The following is a 15,207-nucleotide window of genomic DNA, read 5'->3' on the forward strand; positions in this document are numbered from 1 at the left end:
TAGTAGTTATACCCTAAATTTTTTCGAGACACAAACCAAACTCATAGAGAAATTAGTTTCCTCAAAAATAAAGAGTTTTTTCAAAAAAAAAGCAAAGAGCCAAACCTCACGGTTTGACTCTGATCTTTTATTCAGCCATAGTGATAAGCAACTGTCCTGCCTTTACCCCTTGACCCTCTTTAGCATATATTTCCTCTATTATTCCTGCATTTTTTGCAGTTATATTTGTTTCCATCTTCATGGCCTCTATTATGACAACCACCTGATTTTCTGTTACTTCCTCTCCCTCTTTCACAAGGACTTTTGTGACAGTTCCAGGGATACTCGACCCTATATGCTTCTCATTTCCAGGATCAGCCATTTTAGCTGATGTATCTTCTCCAAAAGCTACCTTTTGTGATTTATCCTTTACCCTTACCTCAGTTCTGTTTCCATTCAATTCAAAGGTTACAGTCCTGTACCCTTCTGAATCAATCTTAGAAATTTGAAGAAGAGTTATCACAAGAGCTTCTCCTTCTCCTATTTTAACTTCACATGTTTCGCCCTCTGCAAGTCCGTGGAAATAGATGTCACTGCCTATAGAACTGAAGTCTCCGTACTCCTTCAAATATTCTAAATAGGCTTCAAAAACATCAGGATAAAGTGCATAACTAATTGCATCTTCCATAGTTGCCTCTATTCCATGTTTAGCACTTAGGTCCTTCATAATTGCATCAAAATCTTCAGGTGGTAACAGCTCCCCAGGTCTGCAAGTTATTGCTTTTTCTCCCTTTAAGACAATCTTTTGAATATCTTCAGGGAATCCGCCGTCAGGCTGTCCCATCATCCCTTTAAAATATGCCACAACTGAGTCTGGGAATGCCATATCCTTACCTTTTTCCATGAAATTCTCAGGAGTCATATCATTTTTAACCATGAAAATACCAAGGTCTCCGACCATCTTTGAAGAAGGCGTTACCTTTACTATATCTCCAAGCATAGTATTCACCTTACAGTACATCTCTTTAATCTCATTAAATCTGTGTCCTAGCCCAAAACTTTCTATCTGAGGCTTTAGGTTTGAATACTGTCCCCCTGGTATCTCATACTTGTATATTTCAGTTGAACCAGACTTAAGACCAGATTCAAACTGAGCATATACAGGTCTTACTGCATTCCAATAGTCAGATATTTTTTGGACATCGTCAAGATTAATTCCTGAATCCCTTTCAGTATTTTCAAGTGCTGCAACTATAGAGTTTAGAGACGGTTGACTTGTTAGTCCTGACATGGCATCAAAAGCCGTATCTACTATATCCACACCTGCTTCTGCTGCCATGAGGCATGTAGCTACCCCATTCCCTGTAGTATCATGAGTGTGCAGATGTATTGGTATAGATATATTTTCCTTTAGAGCCTTTACAAGTTTAAAGGCTGCATATGGTTTCAATAGAGCCGACATATCTTTTATTCCTAAAATATGTGCCCCTGTTTTTTCTATTTCCTTTGCCTTAGCTATATAGTACTGAAGTGTATATTTGCTTCTTTTACTATCAAGTATATCTCCTGTATAACATATACAAGCTTCAGCAATTTTTCCGTTTTTTATTACTTCCTGAATAGAAAGCTCCATTCCTTTTACCCAGTTCAGCGAGTCAAAGATTCTAAAAACATCCACTCCGTTATCAGAGGCTTGCTTTATAAATTCTTTGATTACATTATCAGGATAATTCTTATAACCTACTGCATTAGAACCTCTTATAAGCATCTGAAGAAGCACATTAGGAACTCTCTTTCTTATCTCTCTTAGTCTGTCCCAAGGGGATTCCTTTAGGAATCTGTAGGATACGTCAAATGTAGCTCCTCCCCAGCATCCTATTGAGAATAAATCTTTAGCCAGAATAGAAGTGTCCTTTGCTATTTTTATCATATCTGTTGTTCTCACACGTGTAGCCATTAGAGATTGATGTGCATCTCTCATAGTAGTATCTGTCAGAAGAAGTTTATTTTGAGCCTTGATCCACTCAACAACTCCCTCAGCTCCTTTTTCTTCAAGAATCTGCTTAGTTCCATATAAATTATCAGGTTTTTTAGCTCCTGGAACTATAGGAACATCAAAATCTTTTTCTGCACCGTGAGTTTCATTAACTACCTTTTCAGCTATAAACTTTACAACATTTCCTTCAAAGTCATGTTTTACAGAATTTTCAAATAATTCACTGTGGTTTCCGATAAAACTGGTATTGCATTCTCCCTTTGCAAATACAGGATGATTTAGAACATTTATTAGGAAAGCGACATTTGTTTTTACTCCAGTAACCTTAGTTTCTTTTATAGAACGTAGTGCTTTTCTTCGAGCGTCCTCAAAACTTCTTCCGTGAGAAACTATTTTTACCAAAAGGCTGTCATAATATGGACTGATTACAGCTCCTGAATACCCATTTCCTCCGTCAAGACGTATTCCGAATCCAGAACCTGTTCTGTACACATCTATCTTTCCTGTATCTGGTGCGAAGTTATTTACCGGGTCTTCTGTTGTAATTCTGCACTGAATGGAATATCCTCTTGCCACTATACTGTCTTGTGACGGTATTCCTATCTCTTCAGAATCTAGACTATAACCTTCAGCCACTAGTATCTGACTCTGTACAATATCTACACCTGTTACCATCTCACTGATAGTATGCTCTACCTGTACTCTAGGATTCATCTCGATAAAATAGTGGTTTTCATCTTTATCTACCAAAAACTCAAGTGTACCTGCATTTCTATAATTAACTGATTTTGCTATTTTAATTGCATCTGCACATATAACTTTTCTTTTTTCCTCAGAAAGAGTAATTGCAGGCGTAATCTCAACAACCTTTTGGTGCCTTCTTTGTACAGAGCAGTCTCTTTCATAAAGGTGTACTATGTTTCCAGATTTATCTCCCAATATCTGAACTTCTATATGTTTTGGATTCTCAACATATTTTTCCACAAATATATCATCTATTCCGAAGGCCTTCATGGCTTCATTTTTAGCACTTCTGTATGAGTCAATGAGTTCTGAATGAGTTCTCACTATACGCATCCCACGTCCTCCACCACCGGCAGCGGCTTTAAGCATTATAGGATACCCACATGTTTCGGAAAAAGAAAGTAGATCTTCTTCAGATTTTATGGGCTTGTCCACTCCTGGTATAGTGGGAACTCCTACTTTTGCAGATACTATTTTAGACTTTATTTTATCCCCTAGACTCTCCATCATCTCAGCTGTAGGCCCGATAAATTCGATTCCAGCCTCATCACATTTTCTTGCAAATTCAGGATTTTCAGAAAGAAATCCGTAGCCAGGATGTATCGCATCTACTCCCTTTTTTTTAGCTAACTGAATTATCTCATCTATTGAAAGATAGGCGTCGATGGGCCCCTTATTCTTACCGATCATATAGGCTTCATCAGCCTTCATTCTGAAGAGAGCAGTTTTATCTTCTTCCGAATATATAGCCACCGCCCTTATTCCAAGCTCTTTACATGCTCTTATTATTCTTATTGCAATTTCACCCCTGTTTGCAATAAGTACTCTTTTAAACTTTCTAGACATATTATCCCCCCTATATATCAAATATTTAAATTTGTGATTCCCCATAACTACTAATATTTTACCGATGAAAATCTCATTAACCTTCATAAACCCTATAAATCCGTAAAAAAAATACAGGCACTTAAAATCACAGCTTAAAAATAAAATAAGCTCAAATGATTTTAAATCCCTGTAAAACATATATACTACTACTAATCATGCTGGGCACGAAAAGATTCATATAAATATATTTAAAGTTCTCTAAAAATTAGTTATTCTCTTTATGTTATTAAAGTTTTGAAAAAAATGCCGGCTTTCACCAATTCCAGCTCGCTTATTAAAATCAATTTACAGTAAATCGACTCATTTGTCAAGAATTTTTTTATTTTTATAAAGCTAAACACCTCATATTTATTGAATGTTCAAAAATATTTCATGTTATAGAAAAAGCTCTGAGAACATTTCCCAGAGCCTCTATACTTCCACACATATTACTACTTTTTCAGTTCATCCAATGTTTCCTTGATAGTGAAGGCCAACCCCTTTACCTTTTTTTGAGTTAAACCGCAGAGAGCTATTCTTATTCCACCGCCTACAGCTACTGTGAAAATATTTTTCTTTTTAAGAGCTTCTTGAAGGTCTAAAGTCTTTTCTTTGTCCAGTCTTACAGTTACAAAAAATCCCTCTTTATACGGATATATAGGCAGACCACACTCTTTAGCTTCAGATCTAAATATATTTCCTCTTGTAGCTAGCATATCCACAAATTCAGCTCTCTCTTCATTTGACTTCTTCAGAAGGTCAGCGTCATTCATTATATCAGAAAATATTTCCATTCCCCCATTTGGGATATTAGACCATCTAGATCTGCATGAAAACTCAGTTATTTTCTTAAACTCTTCAACAGTCTCCTCTTTTTTAGCAAGGGCTATCTGAGCTCCCACTCTAAATCCATAACTTGTAAAACTTTTAGACATTGAGAAGGCTATTATTACCATTACATTGTCAGATATATTGTTAAAGGCTTTCATATACTGTCTAGATTCTTTTAGTCCCTTGAAAGAAAAGTCCATATAGGCTATATCATTTATAAGAATAACAGCACCCTTTTCACCTATTTTGTTGAGTCCCTCTATAACTTCCTTCCACTCTACATCATTCATTGTATATCCAGTAGGGTTATGGCATGGATCATTTATTATTGCCACCACTTTCCCATGTTTGTCCACAGCTTCCCTGCAGTTATCTAAGAAGGATTTTACATTAAAAGTGTCATTTTCATCAAAAAGCTCATACTCCATTGTCTCTAAAGAATACTCTCTAGCCATTACTTTATAAGATCCCCAGGCTATATCTGGAAAAACAATTGCTTGCCCAGCATCTAGATGGTTCCACATTGTATTGCTAAGGGCTCCTGTTCCTCCTGCAGTAGCAACACTTCTCACATAAAAGTCCCTTTTTACATCATCTAAAACCCAGTTTTCAACGGCATCTAGATATTTCTTGTTTCCTATGATAGCCTCTGCATATTTAGCTTTTTTTAGAGAATCAAGTTCATTGTATTTCTCAAAGAAAGTTGCCAGAGTACCCAACTCCTCATTTTCCGTGAAAAATACCCCAAGAGTTGAATCGATGACCTTATCGTTTCCTAGCTCAGCCTTTCTTTCTCTAGCTTCTTTTGCAACCCCGAAAACCCCATCTGACAGATATTTCCCCTGGGAATGTTTTGATGTAAATTGACTCATATTTTCTCCCCCTTCTTCAAAATATATCAATTATATAATATTAAAATAACTTAAAAACTAAATTTAAATTTGTATATAAACTACTTCATTAGCTCCAATTTGTCAAGCATTATAAAAAAAACATACCTAATTTTATCAATTATTTCACTTTTTATTCACAAGAAAAACATCAACTAATTTTTACACTATTTTGAATAAAAAAACTTGGACTTCCTTCAAATTCCAAAAAAATTATAATTATTTTAATATATTCAAAAATCTTATTGATCTCTAAAGTGTCTCCTTTAAATAATTATAAATAAATTACTGACTTTAAACATATTTATTACTTATCTCGTGAAAGAAATTCACTCAAGGATATTAATATATATCTTTCTCATTTTTTGCGACACTTTCTATTTTTATCTGGGACCTATGTTTCCATAAGGTTTTATTCTTATTTGTGAACTTTTGATCTTTAATAATTTCTCATTCCAAACAAAATCTTTTACTTTATTATTCAAAAAAATTCAATATTTAACTTTAAATTTCACAATAATAATAAAAAATTTGTCTACTAAAAACTCATCTTCTTTAAATCGCAGTAATTTTCATTTTACAAAATTCATACTATAAAGAGTGTTTGAAAAGAAATCCGTATTTTTTATATTTGAAAAAAGTAATTCTTAATTCCTTTTTTAGATTTGTTATGAATTGAATTATGTGTTATAATATCTCCGGGGGTGTTAGATTTTTATGTATAAAAAAATTAACAAAGAAGAAATAGTAAAAAAATTAGATGGAAAATCAAGTATTTCAAAGTGGTATGATTGGAAATGGCAGTTAAAGCATTCCATTAAGGATATCGAAACTTTAGAGTCTGTTTTTGATGTTGAGCTAGACGCTAAAGATAAAAAATCAATGCAAAAGACAATTGAACAATTCCCATTTGCGGCAACACCATATTACCTTTCACTTATAGATATTGGCGACTATAAAAATGATCCAGTCTATAAACAAGCTGTGCCTGATATTGAAGAATTAAATCTTACAAATTGCGATATGAGTGATCCACTTCATGAGGATCATGACAGTCCGGTGCCCGGGATAACCCATAGATATCCAGATAGAGTTTTATTACTTGTAAGTAATGTCTGTTCCATGTATTGCAGACACTGCACCAGAAAAAGAAAAGTTGGAGATATGGACAATATCCCTGATAAAGAAACTATTATGAATGGTATTGAATATATCAAAAGTCACACTGAGATACGTGACGTACTTTTATCAGGAGGAGATCCTTTTTTATTAAGTGACGACTATCTAGACTGGATCTTATCAGAGGTAAAAAAGATACCTCATGTGGAGGTTATCAGAATAGGTACAAGAACCCCGGTTGTTCTGCCTCAGAGAATCACTGATAATTTAATAAACGTATTAAAAAAGCACCATCCTATATGGATCAATACTCACTTTAACCATCCAAAAGAATTTACAGAAGAGTCTAAAAAGTCAATCAGCAGACTAGCTGATGCAGGTATTCCTTTAGGTAACCAGTCTGTCTTATTATCAAGAGTCAATGACTGCCCTAAAATCATGAAAAAACTTGTTCATAATCTTGTTGCAAATAGGATTCGTCCATATTACCTCTATCAGTGTGATCTTTCAGAGGGTCTAAGTCACTTTAGAACTCCTGTTGGAAAGGGAATAGAAATAATAGAAAGTCTTATAGGACATACAAGTGGTTTCGCCATTCCTAGGTATGTTATAGATGCACCTGGCGGTGGTGGTAAAATTCCAGTAATGCCAAGTTACCTTATATCTTGGTCACAAAACAAAGTAATACTCCGTAATTATGAGGGAGTAATTACAACTTATAGAGAACCTGATAATTACAAAACTCAGTTATGTGATGATGACTGTGATAACTGTAATTTACATTTAAATCTTGATGGTGTCGTAGATTATAACAGTGTGGGAATAACCAAACTCTTGTCAGACACAAATGATGATATCTCTCTCACACCAGACAACAATCAGAGAATAGAAAGAAGAGAAGGAGAAGAAACAGAGAACGAGGATAAAATAGAAAAAATTTCAAACTCAATTGTTCATCACGGAAAAAATAACAACAGAGTTTATCTTATGAAGTTAGATCACACAGATGTTCCTCATATATTCACAAGTCTTTATGACTTGGCCTACAAAAATAGATACGGAAAAATTATTGCCAAGGTTCCTACAACTTCTTATGGTTATTTTCTAGAAAATGACTATATCAGAGAGGCTCATGTTCCCGGTTTCTTTAAAAATGGTGAAAATTTATATTTTATGTCAAAATACCTAAATGAAAACAGAAAAAATGAACCCTACGAGGAGATAATCGAAAGCGTCCTCTATAATTCTAAAAATGTGGATACATACAACCTCAGAAAATTAGCTGATCAATTTAAAATCCGTGTGTGTGGTGAAAGTGACATTGAAGAGATGGCATCTTTATATGAAAAAGTATTTGAAACTTATCCTTTCCCGATACACGACGAAAATTACATACTAGAAACAATGAGAGAAAACGTTATCTATTTTGGTGTTTGGCACGATGATCAGCTTGTAGCCCTATCATCTTCAGAAACTGACAGGGAAAATATGACTTCGGAAATGACTGACTTCGCAACTGATTCAGAATACAGAAAGACTGGACTTGCAAGTTTATTATTAAAAGCAATGGAAGTAGAATTAAAGAAAAGAAATTTCAGAATACTTTACACCATCGCCCGTGCAAGATCTCAAGGAATGAATAAAGCATTTGCTAGAAATAAATATGAGTATACAGGAACACTGACCAACAATACCAATATATTTGGAAATGTAGAAAGTATGAATGTCTGGTATAAAAACATACTCTAAAATAAATATAAAACCCAAAAAAAAATTACTCTTGTAATTTAATTAAAATTTAATAAGAGTCTGTTAAATAATCATTAGATGATTTTTAACAGGCTTTTATTGTGTTAGAATTTTGATTCACAAGTAAAAATTTAAATATTTTTTTGATAAAAAACTGTAAAATTCCATTTATTTCACAATCAAAAACACTAATTATTTTATTTACAAGCCTTATTTTTAATGGATTCCAATATAGTATCTATATCTTTATTTTTCTCATTGTTTAAGTCTAAAAAAATATTTTAAAAATACCATTTGACTATTGCAAAGAAAAGGAATAGAATGTCTCGTCCAGCTAAAAGAAGGCTGTAATAATTCTTTTTAAAAGATAACTTCAGTATCGGCTGTAAATAAGTATTAGAGGTATTTTTTTAATTCATTTATAAATATTAGAAAAAATATCGTCTGGGAAGATGATAAAAAAGGAGGAGATATGACTAAGCTAAATCAAAACATGACCCCGCTATTTTCCGTATTGAAGGATGTATATGCAAAGAGGGAAATCGTCCCCTTTCATGTACCGGGGCACAAAAGAGGTGCAGGAATGGATAAGGAGTTTTTTGACTTTATAGGCAAAAATGCTTTTTCCATAGATGTTACCATCTTTAAGATGGTAGACGGACTGCATCAGCCAAAAAGCTGCATAAAAGAGGCTCAAGACCTTGCTGCTGATGCATATGGCGTAAAAAAAAGCTTTTTTGCAGTCAATGGTACATCTGGTGCTATCCAGGCTATGATAATGGCAGTTGTGAAGTCAGGAGAAAAAATCCTTGTTCCTAGAAATGTTCACAAATCTGTAACTGCAGCTATAATCCTAAGTGGTGCAGAACCTATATATATGAATCCTGAGATTGATGATGACTTAGGTATTGCACACGGTGTAAAACCAGAAACAGTTGAAAAAATGCTAAAACAACATTCTGATATAAAAGCGGTCCTTATAATAAATCCTACATACTACGGTGTAGCAACTGACATCAAGAGAATTGCTGACATCGCACACAGCTATGATATACCACTAGTTGTTGATGAGGCTCATGGTCCACATCTTCATTTTCACGAAGATCTGCCCATATCTGCGGTAGATGCAGGAGCGGATATCTGTGCACAGAGTACACATAAAATAATTGGTGCTCTCACCCAAATGTCTCTATTGCATGTAAATTCAGACAGGGTTGATCAAAACAGAGTACAACAGATACTGAGTTTACTGCACACAACTTCTCCTTCATATATATTGATGGCATCTCTTGACTGCGCCAGAAGACAGATTGCAACTGAGGGAAGAGAACTTCTCACCAAGAGTATTTCCCTTGCACATAAACTCAGAAGTGAAATCAACAAAATACCAGGAGTATCATCTTTTGGAATAGAGATAGTTGGAAGAGAGGGTATCTATGCCTTTGATCCTACAAAGTTAACAATAACAGCCAGAGACCTTGGTTTAACAGGTTTTCAGCTAGAAACTCTACTTGTAAACGAATACAATATACAAGTTGAACTGTCTGATTACTATAATGTTTTAGCTATAATAACCCTAGGTGATTCTGAAGAAAGTATCGGGAAACTTAGTGATGCATTGAGAGATATAAGTGAACGATTCTTTGGTAAAGAGGAAATTCACAGAAAATCCCTAAAAATGCCTGCTATTCCTGAACCTGTACTTATACCAAGAGAGGCTTTTAACAGTGTAAAGAACAAAATTCTTTTTGCTGAAAGTGAGGGAAAAATCTGCGGTGAGCTTATAATGGCGTATCCTCCTGGAATACCTATTATCTGTCCCGGTGAAAGAATAACCTCAGACATTATAGAGCATATAAAAGAACTCAAAGACGCCGAACTTCACATTCAGGGAATGGATGATCACGAACTTCAATACATTAATGTAATTGAGGAAGAAGATGCAGTATATATCTATACAGAAAAAATGAAAAACCAATTATTTGGTGTGCCTATGAACCTAGGGGCCAACAAAACAGGAATTGAATTTGGATTGGAAGCTCTCTGGGACAACTATCCAGATGTTTTTGATGAAATGGAAGTTATCGAAATCGAGAGACAAAAGGAAGATTTTTCTGTTCAAAATCTTCGATATAAAAACACTATTCTTGATACTTGTGAAAGAGTTGCCCATACAGTAAATTTAGCAGTAAAAGATGGTTACAGGCCTATTACAATAGGAGGAGATCATTCTATAGCCATAGGAACTATAGCAGGAGTAGCCAAAGAAAAAAATATAGGGGTCATTTGGATGGATGCCCACGGTGATATGAACACTCAAGAAAGCACACTTACTGGAAATATTCACGGTATGCCTCTTGCACTTTTACAGGGACTAGGGGACAAGGATCTATGCAACTGTTTTTATGACGGACCTAAAATAAAAAGTGAAAATATTGTACTATTTGGTGTAAGGGACCTTGATGAGCAAGAGAGAGAGATCATAAATAAAAGTGGAGTAAAAGTTGTATTTTATGATGAGATAGCTCAAAGGGGAATAGATGTAGTTTTAGACGAAGTCAGAGAATACTTAGATGTAGACAACCTACATATAAGTTTTGATATCGATGTTCTCAATCCTGAGTACGCCCCAGGTGTCAGCCTTCCTGTCAGAGGTGGTTTTGCCCCTGATGATATATTCCACAGTTTCAAATATTTATTTAAAAATTATACCATTACATCTGTGGATATTGTAGAATTCAATCCAATCTATGACAAAAACAGTAAAACAATGGAATTTGTAAAAGAGCTTACTGAGTATGTTAAGAATCCTGATTAATTTCTAATAAAACACAGAGTATTAAAAATTTAAAAAATAAAATTACCCATAAATAGTAAAGTCCAAATAACCTAACTATTTATGGGTATTCTTTGTTTTATTTTCAGACTACAATAATTTAGATAAACTTACTTTTCTTTGCATAATTCGAGTCATTACCATTTACAAATAAGACACTTCCATTTTTTATGGTGTCTATAATCTCTGGTGAAAGTTCTTCAGGAAGTGCAGGGCAGCCCCAACTTCTTCCTAATCTTCCGCTAGTTTTTATAAAATCAGGGTTAGCATAGTCTGCAGCATGGATAACTATCGCTCTTTTTCTGGCATTGTCATTTATCCCCTCTTCGAGCCCTTCTAGCCTCAAAGAATAACCCTTACTTCCCACATAAGTCTCATCTGTCAGAAAAAATCCTACAGAACTTTTGTGAGAATTAACAGTATTAGAAAATTTTTCAGCAAAAATATCACCTGTTCTTGTACCGTGAGCTACATATGTTTCATAAAGTAACTTTTTATTTTCAATATCCAATACAAAAAATCTCTGTTCAGTAGATGGTTTTGTATAATCAATAATAGTTAAAATACTGGAATTTTTTTTCTCTTTTATTTTTTGGTATCCAGCTATAGCATTTTTAAAAATTTCAAAACTAACCTTTTCTTTTAGGTTAATTCTAGCATACAGGTCTTTTAAATCAAAGTTGTTGGGAGTAAGAGCATAAGAAGTAGAGGACATCAACAAACTTAAAAGAACTATAAACTTAATCATTCTTTTTCTCATAAGTACCTCCTGATAATTGTAAATAAACATATTACAATTACATTATAGCTTTTTTTTAGAAATTCAAAAAGATTTTTTTATATTTTTTAATATCTTTTTAATTATAAGACTTAAAATATTCTTCATAAAAAATGCCAGCCTGTAAAGCTGACATTTAACAATTTATTTTTTTATTATAACTGAAGCATTGTGATCAAATGGATTTGTTCTATAGGCAAGAGAAAATAAATAAGGATAACTTTTTCTCAGATGTTTCATATAGCTGATCCATTGATGTTTTAATTCTCCGTACACTCTATTCATATCTCCTGTAAGATGCTGATAATCTTCTTCAGGAAGTTCATGAAGAGCCCCCCTATACCTCAGCTCTTCAGCAAGGTGAAAAACAGCCCACAAAAGTTCCGTAAAACTTTCGTGTTCCAATAAGTTGGGATTCTCAAGGAGTCTCAATAGAAAAGATTTTTTATTTTCTAAGAGAGACTTTAACTTAGACCACTCAATTTCCTCTATAGCGAATTCACTTTTGTGTCCCTTTAAAAAGTCACACATATCTTGAAATTCCTTTTCGGAAGAACGGTCTGTTACACTAAATCTAGACTGAGACCCTGCTATACCCTCATCCATATTTGCTATAATACTTAAAAGTTCGGTTCCTACCTCACTGTAAAAGGTTCCTATTACCATGTTTAATTTTTCCATACGTTCCTGCTTTTCCCTGTTCTCAAGAACTTTATGTATAACCAGTGTAACCAGCAAAACCTCAATAAACATAAAAGCAATATCTTCTATAAGGAATTCAACAATATGATGTGGATTTTTAAATAAAAAATATGCAATAAGATAGAATATTATCGACATAGATATTAGTAATATACCAGTATAAACCTTCCAATTTAATTTTTTCATTTCCACCACCTGATTTGATTTTATATGAGATCATATTCAAATAACATTTATTTTAACATATTAAAATAAAAAAATCTATCTTAAAACATGAATACTAAGTACATAACTAAGTTGACTTTTTTAAAAAATTAAAAAAATTTAAGAATCTTTCAGCAAAAAAAGCTTAATATTGCACTCATTATAGTGAAATTTTGTACAAAACTACCTTGAAATAATGAGCATATAAATAATAAATTATATTTTATTGAAAAAAATTATTAGAATATAATGTCACTATGTCAGTTTTATGTCAATAATATTTTAGCCGGAAATATTCATAAAATGAAGACTTGTTTAAATCTTTATCTGCATATTTACGACTAAATTTATTATAAAATATATTTTTTAGAAGGGAGAGAAACAAATTGGGTAGATTTATAGTAAAGCGTATGATACAAATGTTTATTACACTGTATCTTGTAGTTACTGCTACTTTCTTTTTGATGCATGCTATACCCGGAGGACCTTTTACTAGAGAAAAGCCTCTGCCGCCTGCAGTTATAGAGGCACTTGAAGCAAAATTCAAATTAGACCAGCCTTTACACGTACAGTATTTTGATTATGTTAAAGGGGTTTTTACTTTTGATTTTGGACCCTCATTCCAAAAGGTAGGGGTAGATGTGACAGATATGATTATGAAAGGACTTCCAGCCTCAGCAAAAATTGGAATGATGGCAGTATTGGTGGTTCTTCTCATCGGTATTCCACTGGGTATTATATCTGCATTAAAGCAAAACAAGTGGGAAGACTATGTGGTGACTATACTAGCCACAATAGGTGTAACGATTCCTAGTTTTGTAATGGCTACACTAATAATATATGTCTTCAGTGCAAAACTTCAGGTCCTTCCGTCCTTTGGACTTAAGACCTGGAAACACTTTATAGGGCCTGTTATCGCACTAAGCGGATTTTCCCTTGCTTTTGTAGCGAGACTAACACGTTCTAGTATGCTAGAGGTTCTGCAGCAGGATTATATAAGGACAGCAAGGGCTAAAGGATTGTCTGAATTTGTAGTAATCGGAAAACATGCACTTAAAAATGCTCTTATTCCAGTTATCACTTATGTAGGTCCTATGATCGCTAGTATCCTAACCGGATCATTTGTAATCGAGAAAATTTTTGCCATACCGGGTATGGGAAAATATTTCGTAGAAAGCGTAGGTAATAGAGATTACACAGTCATTATCGGTGTTACTGTTTTCTATGCTGCTTTCTATATTATTATGGTCTTTATAGTGGATGTAATCTACGGTATTATAGATCCGAGAATAAAGCTGCATGATTAGGAGGGAGTCACTTAATGGATAAAAGATGGGAAAGGGTCCCTAAAGAGGCCCTTGAAAAAGAAAAAGTAGTCAGACCCAGTCTTACTTACTGGCAGGATGCCTGGAGAAGACTAAAACAAAACAAACTTTCTATGATTGGTCTAGTTACAATAGTCTTATTGTTTATTTTAGCTATCTTTGGACCAATAATTTCAAAATTCAGTTATGAGGATCAGAATCTAAATCTTGGAAACATACCTCCTAGATTTGAAATTTACAAAGTTGACGCCGATAATTTTGTTTATGTCCATTCAGAATACAAGCTTATCTCAGTTTCTGAAAAGGGAGAATTGTTTGATATGATTCTTCCGTCAAAAGAAGATATTCCAAATTTGAAAAAAGAATATGAAATCGACGGAAATAAAGTTGTTTTGGATTTTAAGAATGCCAGAAACGCGAAAAAAAATCCAAATATTAAAAAATTTCAAATATTTGTAAATGATTCTGAAATACAGCCGCTGAAGAAAGTCTTTAATAAGACCTATTATTTCGGAAGTGATTCCTTTGGAAGAGATCTTTTTATAAGAGTTCTTTACGGAGCTAGAATCTCTCTTACAGTTGCTGTTATGGCTACACTGGTAAACTTTTTTGTAGGTATACTCTATGGTGGTATTTCAGGATATGTCGGAGGAAGAATAGATTCATTCATGATGAGATTTATAGACTTGATAAGTACTATACCTCTTCTTCTTTATGTAATTCTTCTGATGGTAATAATAGCGCCGGGTCTCAAAACTATTATTTTGGCCATGGGTATCACTTATTGGGTAAATATGGCAAGAATAGTAAGAGGACAAGCACTTTCTATCAAGGGACACGAGTATGTTCTTGCAGCTAGGACTTTAGGGGCTAGTAATACGAGAATATTAGTAAGGCATATTATTCCAAATGCCATGGGACCTATTATTGTTTCACTGACAATGATGATCCCTAGCGCAATTTTTACGGAATCATTCCTTAGTTTTATCGGTCTTGGAGTATCAGCTCCTCAAGCTTCTTGGGGAACTCTTGCAAGTGATGCCTTAGGTGGATTAAGGTCATATCCTTATCAACTTATATTTCCTTCCTTGGCAATTAGTATAACTATGCTTGCATTCAATTTTCTAGGAGACGGACTGCGTGATGCACTAGATCCTAGATTACGTAAATAATAAAGGGGTGTTTTG

Annotated in this window: 8 protein-coding genes; 4 read left to right on the forward strand and 4 right to left on the reverse strand. The window is 34.0% G+C overall.

Annotated features, from left to right (window positions below; all coding sequences use genetic code 11):
• Positions 1-127: 127 nt before the first annotated feature.
• The gene (locus ILYOP_RS12790; RefSeq protein ID WP_013388921.1) at positions 128-3,565 is read right to left on the reverse strand and encodes a pyruvate carboxylase; all 3,438 of its coding nucleotides are present in this window, start codon (positions 3,563-3,565) and stop codon (positions 128-130) included.
• Positions 3,566-4,038: 473 nt separating this feature from the next.
• Positions 4,039-5,289, reverse strand: a complete 1,251-nt coding sequence (locus ILYOP_RS12795) for a pyridoxal phosphate-dependent aminotransferase (RefSeq protein WP_013388922.1) — start codon at positions 5,287-5,289, stop codon at positions 4,039-4,041.
• Between the two features lie 735 nt (positions 5,290-6,024).
• Here ILYOP_RS12795 and kamA point away from each other — a divergent pair.
• Together kamA and ILYOP_RS12805 are read left to right on the forward strand one after the other, a co-directional pair.
• Complete coding sequence (kamA, locus tag ILYOP_RS16215; protein WP_013388923.1) at positions 6,025-8,175, forward strand: lysine 2,3-aminomutase; 2,151 nt, start codon at positions 6,025-6,027, stop codon at positions 8,173-8,175.
• Positions 8,176-8,647: 472 nt separating this feature from the next.
• A complete protein-coding gene (locus ILYOP_RS12805) occupies positions 8,648-10,993 on the forward strand; it encodes an aminotransferase class I/II-fold pyridoxal phosphate-dependent enzyme (protein WP_013388924.1) in 2,346 nt (781 codons plus the stop codon).
• A gap of 118 nt (positions 10,994-11,111) precedes the next feature.
• Here the strand turns inward: ILYOP_RS12805 and ILYOP_RS12810 are convergent, their stop codons facing one another.
• Both ILYOP_RS12810 and ILYOP_RS12815 read right to left on the reverse strand, forming a co-directional pair.
• Positions 11,112-11,771, reverse strand: a complete 660-nt coding sequence (locus ILYOP_RS12810; RefSeq protein ID WP_013388925.1) for a murein L,D-transpeptidase catalytic domain family protein — start codon at positions 11,769-11,771, stop codon at positions 11,112-11,114.
• Between the two features lie 162 nt (positions 11,772-11,933).
• Positions 11,934-12,677 (reverse strand): hypothetical protein, encoded by a 744-nt coding sequence (locus ILYOP_RS12815; RefSeq protein ID WP_013388926.1) that lies wholly within the window; start codon positions 12,675-12,677, stop codon positions 11,934-11,936.
• A gap of 404 nt (positions 12,678-13,081) precedes the next feature.
• Here ILYOP_RS12815 and ILYOP_RS12820 point away from each other — a divergent pair, with 404 nt between their 5' ends.
• Together ILYOP_RS12820 and ILYOP_RS12825 are read left to right on the forward strand one after the other, a co-directional pair.
• Positions 13,082-14,002 (forward strand): ABC transporter permease, encoded by a 921-nt coding sequence (locus ILYOP_RS12820; protein ID WP_013388927.1) that lies wholly within the window; start codon positions 13,082-13,084, stop codon positions 14,000-14,002.
• Between the two features lie 14 nt (positions 14,003-14,016).
• Positions 14,017-15,192: an ABC transporter permease gene (locus tag ILYOP_RS12825; RefSeq protein WP_013388928.1), complete on the forward strand. Its 1,176-nt coding sequence runs from the start codon at positions 14,017-14,019 to the stop codon at positions 15,190-15,192.
• Positions 15,193-15,207: the final 15 nt, after the last annotated feature.

Source organism: Ilyobacter polytropus DSM 2926 (assembly GCF_000165505.1).
Classification (GTDB): Bacteria; Fusobacteriota; Fusobacteriia; order Fusobacteriales; family Fusobacteriaceae; genus Ilyobacter; species Ilyobacter polytropus.